The following is a 20368-nucleotide window of genomic DNA, read 5'->3' as shown; positions in this document are numbered from 1 at the left end:
CGTGTCCGATCGTCCCCACGTTCACGTGGGGTTTTGTGCGCTCAAACTTGGGTTTTGCCATTTTTATTCTCCTTCGTAAGTTATCGTGATATAAAAATCAGCTGGGAATCGGGATTGAACCGACGACCTCACCCTTACCAAGGGTGTGCTCTACCAACTGAGCTATCCCAGCTCTGCTTGCCCCATCAATACGCGAGGGTTCGCGAACTGCTATTCCGAGGGTCGAAAGATTGTACTAAAAAAACTGCCGGACTAGGATTCGAACCTAGACGACCAGGTTCAGAGCCTGGCAGGCTACCGTTACCTCATCCGGCAAAATTTCGGGTAATTGTGAACCGCCCCTTTAAAAAAATCTTCTGACTTAGGCCAGGTCCCCTGGTGGTTTCCGACCTAGCGGCCTCCAACCACTTCCGGGCCTCCCTCGGCCCGGTCGCAGGCTGCCGTTACCTTATCCGGCAAAAAATCAGACCCCCGCTCAGCGCGGTTGAGGCGCCGAACGGGGGCGATTCTAGCAAATCGATAGACCTCTGAGAACGTTTTTAAACGCCAGCGGGTATTTTAACGGCGTTCAGGGCAGCCTCGTAATTGGGGTGATTGGTCATTTCGGGAACGTATTCCACGTAGGTCACTACATCCTGGGCATTCACCACAAAGACAGCACGGGAAAGCAATCGAAGCTCTTTAATGAGAGTTCCATAGGCTGAACCGAAGGAAGCATCCCGATGATCCGAAATGGCTTGAATATTCTTCACTCCCGCTGTTTGGCAAAAGCGTCCTTGCGCGAAAGGGAGGTCCATACTTACAATGTACGTTTGTACACCTCCAATTCCGGAAACTTCTTGGTTGAATTTTCGAGTTTCCTGCTCACAGACCGGAGTGTCCAATGAAGGGATAGCAATAATGAGGCGTGTTTTACCCGCCGAAGAGGTCAGGGTCACTTCGCTTAAATCGCCAGCCACGGCCTTAAAGTGGGGTGCCTTTTGGCCAACTTTAATGGCTTCACCAATGAGGGTCAGGGGATTCCCTTTAAATGTGGTACCACCTTTGCGTTCAATGCTCATGAAAGTCTCCTTATCAAGAAATAAGTTTCATGTGAATTATGACACATTTTGTCCGGATAGTCATCCGCCCCATCACAAGGAGCCGGCAACCAACCGATCGATGGTATGGCGAATCCTCACGAGGGATCGGTCGCGACCTAAAACTTCCAACATATGAAACAGACTGGGGCCTTGCGTACGCCCCGAGACAGACACCCGCACAGGATGATAGACCGCCGCATTTTTGATCCCCCGCTTGGCCGCCAAACTCTTGGAGGCCTCTTCGGTCGAGACAGCGGTGAACGTGGGAAGCGCCTCGAAGGTCACGACAGCGTCTTTTAAAACTTCCACAACATCGGGTTTTTTAAGAACCTTCTCGACAGAAGGGGGATCGTACACCACGTCCTTGAAGAAAAATTCAATCAGATTGGGAACATCCGTCAAATGTTTAATCTTTTCATGCTCCAACGCCACCGCCGCCTCAATTTCTGAACGACGCGCTTCTTCCTGCCCATTCAAAAACCCCGCTGTCTTAATAAAGGGAAGAGCCCTGTCCACCAATTCCCCGATCGACATTTTGCGAATGTATTCCCCATTCATCCAAACCAATTTATTCGAGTCAAAAATGGCGGGGCTTTTGCCACACCGCTCCAACGAAAACTTCTGCTTAAGCTCGTCCTGGGTGAAAAGATCTTGGCTGTCCTCGGTTGACCAACCGAGGAGCGCCAAATAATTCCGGGTGGCTTCGGGCAAATAACCCGCGTCGCGATACTCTTCCACAGCGGTTGCCCCGTGGCGTTTCGATAACCGCTGACCATCGGATCCTAAAATCATCGATAAATGGGCAAACACCGGAGGCGTCCAACCCAACGCGTTGAAACAAAGGACCTGCCGAGGGGTGTTGGAAAGATGATCGTCACCCCGAATCACATGGCTGATCTCCATGAGGTGGTCATCCACCACGCAAGCGAAATTATAGGTCGGAATCCCCGACGTCTTTAGAATAACAAAATCTTCAATCAAGTCATTTTCCCACTTCATGGGACCGCGGATAAGATCAGCGAATTCCACAAGACCGATGGAAGGGGTTTTAAAGCGAACGGTGTAAGATTTCCCTTCTTTAATCCTTTCATCCCGCTGGGCCGGCGTGAGGTCCCTGTAAGGGCTCACAAACTTGGGGGCCTTTTTCAAAAGAGCCGCGCGTTCTTTGGATTTTTGAACTTCCTCGGGAGTGGCGAAACAGTAGAACGCTTTTCCCGCCGCCACAAGCGCGTCGGCGTATTTTCTGTAATGAACCAACCGCTGCATTTGGAAATAAGGGCCAAAGGCCCCCTTGACGGCGGTGGGGTCCGAGGCCGACGTGGGCCCCTCATCCCAGTCTAACCCCAACCACTTCATTCCATTAAAAATGGCGTCGACCGATTCTTGTGTCGAGCGCGTTTCATCGGTGTCCTCAATACGGAGGATAAAGGTTCCCCCCATGTGCCGGGCGTAGAGCCAGTTGAAGAGGGCGGTGCGGGCGCCTCCGATGTGGAGGAACCCTGTGGGGGACGGAGCGAAGCGGACGCGAACGGACACAGTCAATCCTTAGTAAATGATCTTGTTAAGCGGATATTCAATGATACCTTCCGCTCCCGCCCGTTTCAACGCGGGGATATTCTTTTTAATTTCTTTCTCCGGCATAATGACTTCAAGCGCCACCCAGCCTTCCTCAGTCAAATGAGAAATGGTGGGTTTGCGCAACGCCGGGAGAATCGAGGTGACGGCGGCTAAATGAGCTTCTTTCAAATTCATCTTGATACCCACCAGACCTTCAGCGGCCAAAGCCCCTTGAAGGAGGATGGCCATGTTTTCGATTTTCTCACGCTTCCAAGGATCGGCCCAAGCCTTCTGATTGCAAATGAACCGCGTGGAGGAGGTCAAAAGCTCGTCGATGATCCGTAAGTGATTCGCCCGCAAGGAAGACCCCGTCTCCGTTAGCTCCACAATAGCGTCGACAAACCGCCCCGCTTTAGCTTCCGTCGCCCCCCAAGAAAATTCGACCTTGGCTTTGACTTTGTTTTTGGCAAGATATTTTTTCACGATGTTCACAACTTCAGTGGCGATACGCTTGCCCTGCAAATCCTTAACGGATTTAATGGAAGACCCCTCCGGCACACACAACACCCACCGCACAGGGCGAAACCCCGACTTCGCGTAAAGCAGTTCACACACTTCCTTTACCTTAGCGCCAGATTCCATAATCCAGTCTTTTCCCGTTAAACCCGCGTCGAAAACGCCGGACTCCACATAGCTCGCCATCTCCTGCGACCGCACCAACATGATTTCCAATTCGTCGTCATCCGATGACGGGAAATAAGAACGATCCGAAGCATTGACTCGGATACCCGCTTTCCGAAAAAGTTCAATAGTGGATTCCTGCAAACTGCCCTTCGGCATACCCAGCTTCAGTTTTTTCATAGGGACTCCGTTCGAAATAAGATGAAGAAAGGATTCTAGCAAATAAGGTGCCCTCCCCCGCGACCCAAGCAAGGGAGGGCACTGCTTCAAAGAAAACGCTTAGGCCGCCGTGAGGGCTTTCCGGGCCGAACGAATGGCGTTCTGCGCCGAGTCCAAGGGAGCCGAGAGCGAGAGATCTTTTAAAACCCCAATAATTAACCGGACCGCCACCTCATTTGGTAGATCCGACCGATCCCAAATCCAGTCAGGTTGAACCCCCGTGACGAGATCAATCGATTGAACATTTCGAATATCCACCTTCGCCCCGGTAAGGAGAGCCCCCATGCGAACGGAGTGGAGCACCCCCTGGTCATCCCGATCTGCCACATCCGTTGACAGCGTGTCGGAATACACCCACCGCGTCTGCCCCGTGGGAATTTCTAAACCCAACGAACGGTTTTCCGCCCGCCACGCATTAAGAGAAGCTTCCAACCGATCTCTCTGAGCACTCGATTGGGCTATCAACACCGGCATCTGTCCCCCGTGAGTCACAACCCGGTCCAGCGCCACAGCCCAGTGATGAAAAAGTTGCGTTTCCTCTTCAGCGGAAGTTAAGTTAAGCACCTGCAAAGCCCCATCAACATAAGAAGGCGTTGAGGCCCGTTCCCAGGTGGAGGCAAGTCGCGCCAACCCGGTCAACCGCCGCCCCTCTAAGACTGTCAAAGGCTGGCCCTTTAATTCTTCACGCGTTCGACGGAAATCATTCACAAGGGGCCGATCTTTGGCCCAGGTCCCGCCCGCCAAAGCGCCATAGCCAAGCGCCAGCCGAATTCCCTTGTCTCCCCATGCCGTGTCTGAGGGATTTTCAGCAAAAGCCAACACGGCTTTAGCCACCGGAATGTTTTCCCCCTCCCACCCCCGCCGCGCCCCTGACAACAACCGCTGGCGCAAAAGGGCGCCAGGGGATGTGGACACCGGCACACGCCGCTTACCCAAAATCCCCAAAAGAGGAACCATCGGCACAAGGAGCGGAGCCAACGAACCCTTCCCAATAGAAGGTTGAACAACAACCGAAGGCACGGTATCGCCCCTGGTCTGAGGTATCTCTGATTTAACGGAAGAATCCGTTTGCCCCGCCGGGACGGCTTTCAAGAACCGACCACTGACCCACACCGGAGCCGCCTCAGAGCCTAAAGCCCTTACCTTGCTCCAACCTCTCTCCACTTCTAAAACTTCCAAGGCCGCCTCTTTAGCAAACCGCCCGCGTTTTCCCCCATTCACAAAAGGCCGTACGTCAAAGAGCGAAGACGTGTTAACCACGCGGGCCCGCCCGCCCTTGAGATTAAAGAGGTGCTTACTGTGAATCCATCCAGCCCGCCCGTTCGCATTAACATTCACCCAAACCCCGTCCCGATGAAGAACGCGAACAACGGAGGGTTCCACCTTCCCCAAGAAACGAACCCCCTCATAAGGATGGTTTTCATAGGAGATCAACCCTGTCTCACGCGTGTTAACAACAGACACTTTCGTAGTCGACGAAGATAATTTCTGCCCAGAAACATTACCCGCCTCTGTGGTCGTCGGGCTCCCCTTGGGAGTGGCCACAGAAAATAGTTTGGAAGTCCAAAATTCAATATTTTCCAGATGACCTCTGGACCCCCGTTCCTGACCAAAGGCGGGTCGGTTAAAAATTTGACTGAGGGTTCGATCAATCCCCATCATCAAATTCCCACCCCATGAGGTCAGGGAAATGGCCGCGATTAAAAACACGGTCATCCTGGCCAACTTTTGGATAGGTCCAGTGATCCACGTTCGCCGAAATTCTTTCCAGGCCTCATGGTCTTTTTGCGCCACCACCGTTGACGCATCGTCCTCCGCCACTGTTTTTGGAGTTGAAGAAACCACGAAGGAATCCCCATTTTGGGGATCATCTTTCATTTTTTCTTCAATGAGTTCCGCCCTGTCTATTTCAGCGGGAACAGACAGGGCCTCCGGCACTGCCGGCTTTTCAATCGTGGACACTGAAGTGGAAGCCATTTCGGAAGTTGTCACGGTTGGGAAGAAAGTTCCTCCCCCCATTTCCTCTTCAGCCGATGGGCTCTCAACAGATGGTTCTGACACAAGAGAGCGGGACGCACCCAAACCAAACACGTCCCGAACCTCCGTCTCAGAGAGAGGGGCAAAGGGCTGTTGGGTCGTTGAGGTTTTTGCTTCGCTGGAAGTCATCCCCGGCACAAAGTTCAGGGGTTTAACGGACGACATTTTTTCAGCCACGCGCAAAGCCAAAACCATCCCCGCCGTGTCTCGCGCGGGCCCATCTTGAATCAGATCCTGAATCTCAGCCAAGTCGAGATCATCCCCTGCCGGGTTGTCCCCCTTCATGGCCAAAGAAATATATCCTTCCGAATAGGCCGGGCTTTCTTCCCCCTTCTGTTTGTGTCCAATGCCCATGCGCCAAATGCGGCCCGGGCCGTTGGGGCTTCCCCCCAACTGTTTGTAATTCATCACAGTGGGCCCCACGGTATCCCGAGATTCTCCCAGCAGATAAATGTTTCCGCGCACATTGGAATTAAGAGCCTCTTCATGGGTCAGCCGCCCCAAAGAAGATTCATTCACAGAATTTAATCCCATCCAAGCGAACCGTTGGTTCACCAACCGCCGCCATCGAGCGGCGCTTAAGCGTGCCACAGAATGTTGCGCATCCGACACAACAAGAATTCTCCCCCCCAGCCGGTCCCAAAGAGGCCGACCGGTCACTTGACGCATGCCTAACGTTGCGGCGAAAAAGAAGAAAACGTAGGACAAAATATTCACAATGTTAACCGGAGAAACATCCAGGTAAATCGGCAAATGACCCAGGGAAGACCCGATTCCACCCCACCCCATGGCGTGACCAAGGGCGTCCACCCCAATGAAGAGTGATTCACCAAGAAAAAGACCTCCGCCCAATACCGTGACCATTCCCAACAATCCTAAGAACAGGCTCCACTTCCACATCTTCGTTTTCCACGCCACCCCCCCCAGCGTGAGCATCCCAACAATCGCGGCCAAAACCGGAAGGCCTTGAGCAAACGGAAACGCCCCATTGGGAAACCAGCCCAACAAAACCGAAGCAGGCGTCTGATGCAACATGAGCGTGACGGAAACAAACAAAGCGGTGGCGGCCGTTGCCCATAGGGTTTCTAAAAAGGCGCCTTGCATCCGGTTCGCCATGGATTGAATCTGATCTGGGATATCATTCACTTCCCCCGTTTGCCGCACTTTCAGGTGGGAGTTCCCATTCGCATCCAAACCCGTAATTCGCCGGTCCAGTTCATCTCCATTGTCCACCATCTGACGAACAGTCTCAGGTACCCCCGCTGCTAAGCCACCCGACTTCCAACGCCGACTCCGTTGGGCTAACGATTCTGCAAACAATACGGACACTTCTTTGAGCAACCGCTCGGTCGCCTTGTGGGTCACGGTGGCCGCCTCCGATGGATGAAACGAGTCCAACCCCGGAAACGTCACAAAGTTCCTGGCGATAAAGGGATCCCCCTTCGCTAGCCCTTGCCCCAAAACCTCTTCGGTGTAAGGGTTGTCTATATCAGCAGAAACCAGGAAATGGGGCGGTGTTTTACCCTCCACAGAGGTTCTCTCCGAGGCTTCGGACAACCCCTCCCACGCCTTATTTAAACTTTCCAAAACATACATGGTGTTCGCCGTTTGGCCCGAGCTGGCCACCCCTAAGACGAGAGTATCCGCTCCGAATCCCTTATCCCGCAATTTCACCAGATCTTTTCGACTGAATTCGGCGGCATAAACCACCTCAATATTAAGCGGACGGCCCGCCATGCTGGATAATTTTCTTAAGGTCTCGGCGTGCTGGTTGCCGGCGTCAAAACTTTTTTCTGTTCCCACGATGACCAAATCGATCCCTTTTTTCTTCTTTGTTAAGCGATTCATCAACAAGGTCACAAAGGCGCGACCGGTTTGACTGTTGTGAGAAGCGGGATCGGAAAACTCTTCTTTAAGAGTTTCATTCACCCAGGGAATCATTTCTTCGTCCTCACGGACCCGTTGTTCCGGAGCGGTTTCCAGCGAGGAGGAAGGGGACACGTAGGGGCTGTTCTCCAAATCCAACCAACGCCTCTCCTCTGTCACTCGATCCATATGGTCAAAGTCGTATTCTGCCACGCGTCCTTTCTCCACGTGGTCTATGACCAACCGGTTCTCCCGCAAGGTCGCTACTTCTCCGTTCCGCAACGTCAACCGATAGCGAAATAAACTGTCTCCAATTTTTCCACCCAAAAACGCTTTGGACTCACTGCTCCCCGCCAGACTTTTCCCATCTTCCGTCACCCACACATAAAACGGTTGATTTTGGCGTAACCATTGGGCGCTTTCCCCTTCCAAAACCGTGGTGTTCATCACGCCATGGGTTGAAGTCGAATCGGCCCGCCGGAGCAAATGAATTCCCGATCGACGAAAATCTCCCGTAAAATAGAATTTCAAAAAGAGATCGCTGAACACCTGGGCCAATTCTTTTTGCTCATGTCCCTGGAGATCGTTAAACCACGGCAGGTTTTGTAGAAAAGCGTCTGCCTGCCCTGCGAAACGATTTCGCAACCCTTCAATATCTGATCCACGTTCAAAAGGCACCCGCTCTTCCAAATCCCAAAAAGCTTCATTGCTCTGCACGCGGGCCCCCGCCGCCGCAAAGAGATTTTCCAAACGGTTGGCCTGGGGATGTCGTTGCAGAAGCACAACAACTTCACGTTCAAAAGATTGAAGGGCTTGGGTCTGCAACAATCCGTTCAACAGGCCGGGTGTGGGGGCGCGCTCCAAAATTTCCGCAAAGTGAGTATTTTTCCCCGCGAGGGACGCCACACCCGTTTGAAAAAGGGCCAACCGAAGGGAAGCCATCACCGATCCCTGGGTGATCCATCGTTCCATCCGAGTGGCGATTTGGGGGGAATCGCCCTCCGCGGGATTTTTAAATCCGGTCATGTGTTCACTTAATAAAGCATCTTCATCGTTGGTGATATAAATTGATTTCTCCCCATCCAGGGAAACGGCCGTGGCGTTGTCGTCTCCATTATGTGCAATGGCAACTCCGCGCGGCATAGCGATGGATTTCACCGCCGGTTTGGCCCGGGGACCGTTCCAGGGCCGTTCATAATGATCATCCCGGCCCCCCTCGCCAATATAAACGATCGTGTCCTCATGGTTCGAGCCCAAATGGGGATGGGCATTGAGTGCAATAGGCTGGGCCAAATTTGTTCCATACCGGGTGTGGGCCACAGCCACCACACGCTTTAATCCCCCATACCCGTCTTTTTCAGCCCGATCGGAGATCCGGGATGAGGCGTCCCGCATTAATTTCCCCAATCGAAGACGACGATTTTTTTCTTTGGCCACTTTCTCCACAAAATACGAAAACTCCGAATGGCCATTTTCTTTAACAGCGATGGCCGCCACCCCTCCCGATTGACCTCCCCGGTGAAGGGTTCGGCGAACGGCTGTATCGAGAACAGATTGCAACCCTACGGGCATGGCGGCCCCTTTCGCGTTCGGCCCACCGTAAACAACCCCAATGACCCCACACGCAAACACCCGGGCAATACCCGTTATTGCCGTTTGAAAGTCGGAGACAGAAGTCAAAACTGTCCATAGGTTAACCCCCGCCACGGCGGCCAAAGCCAAATAGGTAAAATCAGATATTCCCGTCATCCCCAAGAAAGGCGCCACGAGGCCCACCACCATCAAATTGCTCAGGGGCCCCGCCAAGGCGGCGACGCGGTTTCCCAGTGAAGGGGAATCCGCTTCCAGCGCCGCCATAGAGGGCGCACTGCTTTTGCTTGAAAGGCCTGGAATGAAAATGGTCGAAAAAGGAACCAGGGCTTCGAAGGAGAGACTCGATTCATAGGAATGCATCAGTTGTTTGAAATTTTGTTTTCCCAGAGCGCTCACCACAGCGGCATGCCCCATTCCATGCCAGTAAACCGAAGATAAAATCACCGCCCGTAACATCATTCCGCCCAAAATCCCCCACAGACCAAGTCCGATAAGGAGCGCCGGGGGAGAAAGGGATGTTCCTCCCAGCCAAACCATAAATCCAACACCGGCCAATATTTCCGGCAGAACGCGCGACACCGCTTTTCCACCAATGGCATAATTCACGTTTCCCACGTGCCCTTCATCAACGACTTTCCCCCCTTTTCTTTCGACCGCCGCGGCTAATTTTTTTGGAGCCGTTAAGGATCTCTCCGTTTGGTCCGTTGCGACCAAGATCTCTTGGTTCGCCCCAACAAATGAAATCCGTAGGGATTTCGTTCCCTCCTCCTGGATCGCCTGAACCGAAACCCGTCCTGTATTCGGATTTTGGCGATTCCAGTTTTCGGCAAAAGAGGCCGGATCTTCTGCCAGTGTAACCCCATACACCATTTCCGCTGAATTTAATGTCCGGGCAGAGAGGTTGTAAGGGGAGGAAGGCAATTGGGTTCCCACCGCCGTGGCGGAGGGAGGATTCATAAACAATCTTTCACCCAACAATAACCGTTCCAACGGTGTCCGCGTGGGGGCAAAAGCCTGCAAATACCCGGCCCCCGATTCCGGGACCTCCGCCACCCGGGGCGACAAAACCGCGTGGGGAATATTTTCATTCATGAGCCGCTTTTCTAATGCCGGCGCGTGAAACCCACCCGTCACCAAAACCGCCGTGTTGGCCCCCTGCCGCCGAGCCTCCGCTAAAGTGTTCTCCAAAAGGGTTTTGTTGCGGGCTTCCGCCGCTTCAAAGAACGCCGCGAACTTGGGCAGTTGAGTTTGCACCGTCTCCGCCGCCGACGTCGAAAACCCAAGGGAATGGGCCCTCTCCGTCAACCGGGCCCATTCTTCCCGGCGCGCTTCAAATTGTCCCCATTCCAAGGGTGTCAAAGCATGTTCAACCGCCCGCTCGGCCAAACGTAAGTCCTTGTTCCATTCAGCCAATGACAGGGCTTCTCCTGTCGCCAATCGTTGATAGGCCCGTGTCTCCAAGGCGTCCAATTCCTCCATAAGCTGGGCGGCACCAATCCCGTCCGCCAAGGAAACGTAACTAATGTATTCCCGAAACGCCGGATAAGCCGACAGCGGAACCCCTTTCGAAAGGCCCACGGCCTCAATCATCCGATAGTAGTCCTTGGCGGATTCCCCCCCCGTGCGAAACACCGTGGTCGCTTGAACGAGCTTGGCCATCTCCGCCGTGCCCAAAAGGGGCGAAAGCCGTTCAATGAAAGCGGCCCGGGCTTGCTCCACCGCAGGGAACGAAATCTTGTCTTCCAATGCCTTGGCATCTAAAAACCGTTGCACGTGCTGACCCACCCCCCCACCCGCCCCACGGGAAATTTCCGTGGCGTAACGACCCAAATCCCCGCGATCCTCGTGCATGGCCTGAACTTCCCGGTCCAGTTTTTGTAAGGCCCCAGAGAAAACCGTTTTTTGACGTTCAAACCCTTCTTTTTTCAAAACCGCAAGGGCAGATCGGGTCTCCCCTTCCGCGCTCAGAGAGTCGCGGTAGGCGCGCACATTGGCGTCATAAAGCGCGGGGTCTTCCACTCCCCACAAATGGGGCACCGTGGGGGCGGTCAAACCAAAGGCTTCCGGCCCGTTGATAAACCCCTTTTTGAGCAAATGGTCCGTCAGTTGTTCCTGAGCCGGAGAAGGCAACAGCCCCCGGTGGCGATCCAAATCAAACGCGCCGGTGGTCCCCTCCACGCCCACCACCATTTTCCCTTGAGATCCCAGGGATTCCAAAAGCCGGGCCACATTTTGTTGGGCAGAGTAAACGTCATGGGCATCCATAACCAAGAAAAATCGAATGTCGCTGGACCGCCCTTCCCGCACCACACGCACGTCGGCATAAGGGGTCACCGCCCGCCGCGCCCACAGGGGCGTGGAAGCCAATATTTTGGAAAGAGAGGGCGACGGGGCCACGAGGGGGACCGGCCGAATGGCCGACCCAAACGAAAAGGCCTGGGAAGCCGGCAGTTGGGCCAACAGGGTAGGCGATTGCCCACCGTTCCCCTCCAACCGAGAGCGTGCCGCGGCCCGGTCTTCCCAAAAAGAGGCCTCCGCAGGCGCAGCACCCAAAATAGTCACAAGATAAGCCGCGGCCGTAACCGCGCCCACCAACCGAGTGGCCCAGTGATTTTTATTGCGAGAGGTCGAAATTTTTCCCATAAGATTCTCCTTGAGTTCGTAAAAAAAAAGACGCCCCACGCGCACCTGCGCATGAGACGCCATCGTCTGTTGAGCTCGCTGGAAGCGGCTCGGCCCCGGCGGTGACATCCGCCGAACCCAAATTTCACCCGCCGAAGACCTCCCTCCCCGGCCCGGCCCCAAGGCCGGAAATAAAAAGTCCCACAAGGCCAAAGCCAAGTGGGACACCATTGTCACTGATCAGCACACCTCTGTGCTGAAAAGAATAATAGCATTTACCCGACCGATGTCAAGCCCCCTCTGGGGTCAAGTCTTGACTTTCCATTCATTAATCTCCCGCGTTCAAGCCCCACCAACCCTCAAATATGTTAAAATCCCTCAACAAATTAACCCACGTTTTCCGTCGAAGAAAAACGATTTTTGAGATTTTTGAGGAGGAACCATGAACGCTCCCGTCGCACACCCCGCCGCCTCACCCGGCGGACCAGCCACACCACCAGCCGCCCGACAGTTCGTCAATTTCGCTTTCTATAAACTCGACCCCGCCTGGCGCCGACTGCCCGAAGCCGAACGCACCGCTGGAAAAAAAGAAGCCGCAGAAGCCTTGGCCCCCTTCTCTGGTTCCGTGATCACCTTGTCCTATTCCACATTGGGCTTCCGGCCAGAAACCGACTTTTTCCTCTGGCGCATCAGTTATCGCCTGGAAGATTTTGAAGAGATGTCCGCCGCGCTGAACCGAACGAAACTGGGCAGTTACCTCACCATGCCCACGTCATACCTGTCCCAATCCAAACGATCCACCTACGTGGACAAACTGAACCCAGAACATGAAAACCAACGAGCGAAAATCCAACCGGGCAAATACAAATACCTCTTCATTTACCCCTTCGTCAAAACCCGCGAGTGGTATCTTCTCAGCAAAGAGGACCGCCAAAAAATGATGGACGAGCACATCATGGTGGGCAACAAATTCCCCTCAGTGAAACTCAACACCACCTATTCTTTCGGCCTAGACGACCAAGAATTCGTCGTCGCCTTCGAGTCCGATTACCCCTCAGACTTCGTTGATCTCGTCATGGCCCTAAGGGAAACCCAAGGCAGCCGCTACACGCTAAGGGACACCCCCATCTTCACCGGCGTCCGCCGAAGCGTAGAAGACACCTTGAATCTTATTGCCTAACGTGGCCGTACCGATCACCCAGATCCAATTCTTAGGATTAAACAGATAAAGGCAATTCTCCAAAAACTGCTGCCTTTCTCCCCCCGCCTCATTTATCTTTTTGGAAGCGCCGCCCGTAGTGAATTACGGTTTGATAGTGACTTTGATCTGGCGGTCCTCACCAAAAAGCTATTCCCTCCTGCGGATCGTTACCGATCGCTGTTCCTCTCCACAACTCCGCTTACCGAGTTTTCTTTGACCACCCTCATTTCCTCCTTGGAATCCTGCTGATCCTCCCCCGAATGACTAATCCACGGGAAAGGATTATCCTCAAATAATAGAAAGAGCGATTGTACGCGGACAACGAGGTGTATGGATTAGGCTTGTGACGCCAAAAGGACCGCCCGATCTATCCAATCTTGAACAGCCTTGGCAATAGAAGAGAACTCACGGACGGTCACTTTCACAGAAACTCCTGTAATGTCCACAGAATCCTTGGAGGCTGCCACCACGTCCAGGGCAGGAACAGGAATATTATGCTGATTTAAAAAGCCTATCAGCCTTACCAAGATCAGTTTCCCATCGCCAATGACACCATCCGGGGCGAAAAGGATATACGGCCGATAAGCTTCCAGTGCGGGGTTTATCCCCTCCAATTCGGTTGAATTCATAACACCTGAGATAACAATCGGGGCAGCCCTCTCCCCCCGCCCCTGAATAAGACCCAACAAATAGGAGGCGGCCTTCACACGCTCCTCTCCAACGAAGTCCGAAAAGTCCATAGTCTGAACGGCACCCGGGAGAGCGTCCGCCCTACCAGAGGACTCGAACCGAATCAATCCCAGCTTATGGACCGCGTCCGGTTTTTCACCCATGGCCACCCGAGCCTTCTGGCGTCCAGATTCGTCCAGATCCACCCCTGCCTCCGCATTTAGCAAGGCATCACGCACCCGCGCCTCGAAATCTAAGGGACGGCTGTCTCCTACAATCTCCCTGAGCAAAGAAATTTCAGCATTGCCGAACCCCACCGTTTTCTTATCTGAATCAAGGGAACCAGGGGGTGTCATTGGCGGTTCATTCCCCGCACCTCGCTTCGGTCCGAACAAGTACCCTTTCAAAAGTTTCCAAGTCGTTCGTGAAAAGATACGGCGCACCGAAATAAACTGCCTTCGCAACACCACTCCCCTCAATATTCTTTCAGGCTCGCCATCCAGGACGCTCCCGGTGAGGTAGGTAACGGTCTCGAATACCTTGAAAAGAACCTCAAACTGTTCTGTAAATTCCACCCCGTTTCGAGACAACAACACTTTGATGTCACGCAGTTTGGCCTCCACCGACGCCCCATGAACCGTCACCAATCCAACCAATTTGTCACGCTCATCGGTCGTAAGGGAAGATAACTTAGTAGCCATTCGCTCCAACTCACCCAACGCGGAAAAAGAATCCCCTCGATCGAGAGCCGACAGAAATAGGATAAAGGCATCTTGGTTTTCGCTCGAAAGAATTCCTGTATTGCCAAAGTCCAGGATATGGACAGTTTTATTTTCCACGTCGACCAGAATATTGCCCGCATGAAGATCGGCGTGGTAGCGGCCGTTAATGAGCATCTGTTTCAAGAGCGCTCGATAGACGAGAGCGGCTATTGCGGGGTAATCCCCCGTCCCGCGGAGCCTGGCGACTAAATCGCTTTTTAAGGGTTCACCACGGACAAAGTCGTCAGCGAAAAATTGACGACCCTCCAACGTTCCATCCACGCGGGGGATATTCAATCGCCATCCGCCATAGGAATCGCCGTTGGAGGTGGCGCCGATACTCTTTTGTCCCTCCACCTCCGCCGCCATGTCCAGTTCCCGCCGGACCGCCTGGCCTACTTGGTCTACTAGCGTATCCGATATATTTTCCAGACCTTCGATTTTGCCGCGCAGGTTATTAATAACCTTTTTAAGAATCTCCATGTTCACCCGAACTTCGTAACGGGCGAGGGGTCGAATATATTTGAGCGCTACTTGCCGCCCATCAACCAGAGTTGTCATATATCCCTGCTTAATGGACGCACTCCCCAAAAGTCTCCCAATAGTTTTGATCCTTTCCTTTAATGATCCGAAAGAGTTGTCGAACAAAAGAGCACCCATCAAGTAGCGCTTATCCATTGGAGTTACTCGATCCGAAAGGGATTCCAACACCGCCCTCAAGTCCGCGCTGGTGATGATCGACTGCTTTGCCAAAACCTGGCCCAATTTCACGCCGACCACGCCAAAACTTGCCAACAAATCGCGTATTAATTCGTTGCGCCCATCGGTCGCGTTTCCCTTCTTTTTTAAAAAATGGCCAAAAATGCCGTGAATCAAGTCCAATTGCTTCAACTCCGGGGAAGCATTGAAAGTTTCAACAAATATAAGACACAACTTATTATCTCCATTGGGTTCTTCACCCAACCCGTGACGAAAAATATTTTCGATCAACGTCCGACGCTCTCCCTCGTTGGCCAAAAGCCCCACTGGCCCGATGAATAAGGTGGTTAGAAATAAATACCTGTCTGTTTCCGTTGCAAGGGACAAAAGAAGGGGCAGGTCCGTCAAGTCTACTTTCTGGGCCTCTTCGTAAACCTGGACCACATCGGGCTTTTCCTTGCTCACACCAATCAGCCATTCAAAGGTCTCGCGTTTCTGCGTTGCGGTATGGTTTTCCAAAGCATCACCTAAATGCTCTAAAACTCTATGTCCAATCCCAGCGGCGCGGCTCCTGGAGGTTTGCTCCAAAACGCTTTCCCCCCTAAGTTTCTCTAATTCATCCACCGATGTTTCCACGTCTTGGAGCAGTCGAAGCAGAACCTCATTTTTAATTTCAGATTCCCGGGGAAAATATCGATCCACAAGGTTTTGAACATCTTGATATGTTTGCAGAGGGGTCGAAGCGGTCGCGATATCGGCTTCCAACATCCGCCGCGCCAAGATGTCTCGGACGGGGCTGGGGTGAAGGTGCGGCAGTATGTTAATAAAACGATTCGGGGCATCGCGAAGGGGATTACCAACTAAATCGATCAGGACCTTGTTTCTGTGTTCCGTCGCCTGGGGGTAGGCTTTCAGAACAGCCTGTAGAATTTGATCTGGGCTCGCACGGGAATGCGCTCTCTTCCACGCGACAAAAACCCGATCCCCCCAGGTGAGAGCGGGGTGGTTTTTGGGATTTTCTTTCGCTCGGGCCCAGACGGGGAGAGGGCCTTCCATTGACGAGGGAGCCTCCAATGAATTCTCCCGGATCGGGCTGATCATGCTGGCGCACATTTGAAAAACGATTTCCCAAACATTACCGGTCAAATTTTCAAAACCATAACTGGACATGAACCTGTTCCACGCGCGCTCATTAAAAAGTGAGGGCCTAAGACGATTAATGAACCCCGCCAACGGCGCGATATCCCGCTGACCTTTAACGCCATTAAAAAACCACGACCAGGCAACCATAGACAAGAGTGTATTGAAGTGTTCTGTTGTTAGGCCATTCCTAATAAATTCTGATTCGTTTGCAATCAAAACCGCGAATAGGTTTTCTTTGTCACTGTCATTTACTGCCGCGTTCCAAAGCCCCCTCTCCGGAACGATGCCATGTTCCAAAAATAACGCCAACTGTTCCAAGGGAGGGACACCTTCTCTCTCCAGACTCTCCTTGAGGCACACATAAATTGGGCCACTTTGTTTTGTATCAACGAAATCGCCGTCTTCCTGAGAACTTGATCCACTCCGAAAGGGGAGGAAACCGCTGAAGTTTTTTGTGAGATCTTGCCAACGCCAATCACCAGAGAAATATTTTGAAGCATCATTATGAGAACGCTTTCCGTACAAGCGAGCCCCGATTTCAAAACGGGGTTTTTGGTCCGAAATTTTCCCTAAGAAAAAAGCGAGCCCATTTTCGATGCCATTTTGCGATGGCGAGACACCTCCTCCGTTAACAAACTGGCCCTCAATACGCTCCTCGACATTTGACTCAGATAACAGACCCTCCAAAAGGACGACCCCTTCCTCCGCGGAAACATTGAACTGATCATATAGGACCTCGGCGAAATCGCGCATAGACTTCGTCGCCTGCTCCCAAAGATGGGGGTGCCGCAACATGTCCCCGAAAGATTGAACCAACAACTCCCGAGTTTGCGCCTTTCGGAAAACATCGATCAATGGAACACCCAAACTCACCTTCCACCCCAACCCCCCGAATAGGCGAACAAATTCCTCCGGCGATTCGATTTTTGATAACAGCACCTTTTCCAATTCATCTTTCGATGAACTGGACCGCCCCGCAGTAAAGCCAGGTCGCACCCCGGCCCCAACCTCGAGGGCCTCGTACAATCGCACCAGGGCTTCTTTGTTCGCCCCATTATTTGCAATATCCCCCATCAATGCGTTGATGAGCAAATGGGTATAATTATCAACCCCTGATGTAAGCCTTCCTATTTTTCCCCAGACTTCGAAGTTTTCAAATCGAATAATTTCAGAGAAGACGGGGTTATTTCCCCGCGCATCCAAGTAATCGTTAGAGTATTTTCTGAACACCGTTAACAGCACAGCGGCCACAGCCGACGGGTCATCCCAATTCTTTTCCCGAAAGGGATTGTCCCTTTCACTCAGGACCGGACCATAGGCGCGGTTCAGCAAAAAGTGGATTGGGCCCAATACCCCATACTCGATTAGGCCTGCTTGATCGTTCTCAGTTAATTGCGCCAAGGAAGGAACCAGCGTACGCGCCCGATTTTCAAGTCTTTTTTCAAGTTCTTCTGACTCTTTCCCTTCGTGAATTATCTGAATTTGATTTTGAAGAAAATTGCGCAGGTCTTCCTCTTCTTTTCCCATTGTAGCCTTATCAGGACGCAGCCACGCGTAATTGGGGTCGCGATCCTCGGCGGATTTAAGCAGAAATCCGCTCAGGTCGGCCGCCTGGTTGGCCAAGATTATGGCGAAACCTTCATCGTTCATTTCAATATTATGGGCCCTAGCCATTTCCCGCACCGCCCGTGCCTCTTCAGCCGTAAAATAGTCTTCTGCCTTGACATTCTGGTCCTGCATCATTCTCATGATAAAGGCGGCTCTCGCGCTGGGAGAATTCGCACCATCTAACCATTCACGAACCTTTGCTTCGCTCAAATCCAGAACAGCAGACCCGGCCTTTTCCCGAAAAGCATCCAGAATGGCCCTATAAGCCGACACCGCGTAATACAAACCCATGATTTTTTTAAGGTCGTGCACGGAGGATGCCCGCTCGGCCATTAAAGCGAAGTGGGAAACGGAAAACGAGCCGTACAGTTGGTCGTCGAAGTTAAAACGCTCAGAGCGCTTTGTTCCCAAAATATCCGGTGGGAGTTGTTGGGGTTCTGCATCCAAATTCTGCCAATACTTATGCCGAATGTCATTATAAATCTTGGCTTCGCGGCGGTGGGAATGGGGATGCGTTGTGGTGATCGCCGCCATGCGACTTTCTTTGGAACGAAGGGCTTTCATAAGCCCCATCCCAGCAACGGGAGACAGCGGCCCACGACCGTCCCCGCCGTCCAACGCCCGAAGGCCCTTTTCATCGGCGTCATACTCCGCGATCAGTCCAGACGGGTTATAATCCCTGTCCTTTTTTTTTCTTTCTTCTTGAAGGGCGTGTCCCGCTTCGTGGCCCAGGATAAAAAGGATTGTGTCACGGTTGAAGATCCCTTCTCTCTTCATAAATTCAAGCAGGCCCCTGTGGAACACCACCACTTTTTCTCCGTTAAGATAAAAGCTCGCGTTGACCTCGTCGGCGTCGGTCACGACGACAGCGAATTCCTCCTCCGCCAGACCAAGCGTCCGCAACGCCTGTCGCGCCAAGCTGTCCACCTCCCGGGAGATCTCTTTATCTGGACCAATAATTCCATAGTGATCACGGATCAATTCGATGCGTGAGGCCTGCCTGGGATTCGCTGAGGGATCGGACCTGGACGTCCTAATCGCCGCGAAAAACGGCACACCCTGCAACTTTTTGTCGAAAATCACCTTATTAATCGCCTCATGCGGAATTAAGCTAATGGCATAGGCGGGAAGATAGAGCGCCATTCCAACAGCGGGCAGAGCACCGGCCACCAATCCCGCCGCAACAAGTGCGAAAGGCAACGCAAACAAAAATCCACCACCTGCCCAAAGGAGCGCGTCCTTGACGGTAACCTTTTCTCCTTGCCATTTAAGAAGGATGACATGGAGTGCGGAAAAAATGAATCCTGCCGCCCCCGCCGCCGCCAAACCTAGAACGAGCGGCGAGGCAAACACAGCCCCCAACCATATGACCAAAGGTCCCGAAAGTGCCGCAAGAAATAAAGTCTCCAACCGAGGCATGACCTCCGTAATCCACACGCGTGCTTCCATTCCGAATCGATTCAAGGTCGCAGCCGAAACCATCGAAAAAAATACGTTAAATGGATTTTTGGAATTATCTGGTTCTAAGAGTGGATCCACAAATGTGTAATCAAATTCGCTTTCTGAATAAGGAATTGGAAATTCAATTCCCATTTTGATTGTTACCACATCGCCACTATAATATGGACGACTCTTTATCAATTCCTTGGGGATCCCACCACGCTTGACGTGTTCCATTCCCACCATTCCCAATACGGCATTATTTCTGTGCCGAGATCTGCCTTCAATGAATTTACTGGCCATCCAGCCATCACGATCTACTCCTTGTTGTTCAGGATGGACATGAGGCGTATCGATCAAGATGATGGGAATTGAATTAACCCGAAGCAAATCAATCCAATCAGTTAAAAATGCATTAAAGCTATGCCTAACCCGTGTGCCATCAAAATTACTCATTAATAGATTTAAATCGGTAACGAATTTTGCAGAGGGATAATCCGGGTCATTTATATTCACTTCAAGGTGATGCGGCAATTCGAGGGCTACGGAAAAAATCATTCCTAACTTTTTCAGTTTGACAACCATGTCAATGAAGGAGGGATGGTAGACTGAATTATGGAAATCTCCCATTAATACAATTTTATCCTGAGAGAGCCCATCTTTAACGACATCGAACACCTCATCAGGATTTACCAATTTCCCAGAAACTCTATTTTGATAGCTTGGGGCGATGGTTGATTGAATTGGTTTCGAAAACTGGCTTTTAAGATCAATCTTTTTTCTAACCGTCTGGTTTTTTTTAAACCTAAAACCTGAAAATTTTCGCGAAGCGGTCCTGTAAGTCAAATTAACCTTACCGATTTTTCGTGTTTCAATGATCGGTTTACTTGACAAAAATGGTCTTAATTCCGATCTGGAGGCACTAACAATAAGGGAATTTTTTCTCCCAGGTAGTCTTATCCTTGTTTCGGATCCCTCCTGTGTGCGTTCAACACTCAGAATTGTCCCTTGTTTCAATCGTGCGAGCGCCTCCCTTTTAAGCCTTTCCAAATTCGCTGTTGAAGTAACCGAATCATAACACATTTCTGTTATTGTAAAGTCGGCCATAAAAGACCGTGAGTTCAAAGTGCCATTGCACCAAGCAGATATGAAGACCTGCGCTAAAATAGGCAGGTATGAAACCCTACAAA

7 protein-coding genes and 2 tRNA genes are annotated in these 20368 nt (G+C 52.1%); 2 read left to right on the top strand and 7 right to left on the bottom strand.

Annotated elements, in window-relative coordinates:
* Window positions 1-99 precede the first annotated feature (99 nt).
* The 6 genes from JNK54_10125 to JNK54_10100 form a co-directional block, all read right to left on the bottom strand.
* Window positions 100-172: transfer RNA gene (locus JNK54_10125), tRNA-Thr, on the bottom strand.
* Window positions 173-244: 72 nt separating this feature from the next.
* A tRNA-Gln gene (locus JNK54_10120) sits at window positions 245-315 on the bottom strand.
* A 224-nt stretch (window positions 316-539) separates the two neighbouring features.
* Window positions 540-1061: a thiol peroxidase gene (gene tpx, locus JNK54_10115; protein ID MBL8024615.1), complete on the bottom strand. Its 522-nt coding sequence runs from the start codon at window positions 1059-1061 to the stop codon at window positions 540-542.
* 72 nt (window positions 1062-1133) lie between these two features.
* Complete coding sequence (locus JNK54_10110) at window positions 1134-2618, bottom strand: glutamate--tRNA ligase (protein ID MBL8024614.1); 1485 nt, start codon at window positions 2616-2618, stop codon at window positions 1134-1136.
* A 9-nt stretch (window positions 2619-2627) separates the two neighbouring features.
* The gene (locus JNK54_10105; protein ID MBL8024613.1) at window positions 2628-3500 is read right to left on the bottom strand and encodes an ATP phosphoribosyltransferase; all 873 of its coding nucleotides are present in this window, start codon (window positions 3498-3500) and stop codon (window positions 2628-2630) included.
* Window positions 3501-3599: 99 nt separating this feature from the next.
* Window positions 3600-11678 (bottom strand): hypothetical protein, encoded by an 8079-nt coding sequence (locus JNK54_10100; protein MBL8024612.1) that lies wholly within the window; start codon window positions 11676-11678, stop codon window positions 3600-3602.
* Window positions 11679-12099: 421 nt separating this feature from the next.
* On the opposite strand from JNK54_10100, the gene JNK54_10095 reads away from it, so the two are divergent.
* Together JNK54_10095 and JNK54_10090 are read left to right on the top strand one after the other, a co-directional pair.
* Complete coding sequence (locus tag JNK54_10095; GenBank protein MBL8024611.1) at window positions 12100-12837, top strand: chlorite dismutase family protein; 738 nt, start codon at window positions 12100-12102, stop codon at window positions 12835-12837.
* A 36-nt stretch (window positions 12838-12873) separates the two neighbouring features.
* Window positions 12874-13107 carry a nucleotidyltransferase domain-containing protein gene (locus JNK54_10090; protein MBL8024610.1) on the top strand — a complete coding sequence of 78 codons (234 nt, stop codon included), beginning with the start codon at window positions 12874-12876 and terminating at the stop codon, window positions 13105-13107.
* Between the two features lie 86 nt (window positions 13108-13193).
* Here JNK54_10090 and JNK54_10085 read toward each other — a convergent pair whose 3' ends face one another.
* Window positions 13194-19187 (bottom strand): M48 family metalloprotease, encoded by a 5994-nt coding sequence (locus JNK54_10085; protein MBL8024609.1) that lies wholly within the window; start codon window positions 19185-19187, stop codon window positions 13194-13196.
* Between the last annotated feature and the right edge of the window lie 1181 nt (window positions 19188-20368).

This window comes from Elusimicrobiota bacterium (genome assembly GCA_016788905.1).
Taxonomy (GTDB): Bacteria; Elusimicrobiota; Elusimicrobia; order FEN-1173; family FEN-1173; genus JADKHR01.
Note: the sequence above shows the minus strand (reverse complement) of the source record. Positions and strands in the feature narration are given on the sequence as shown.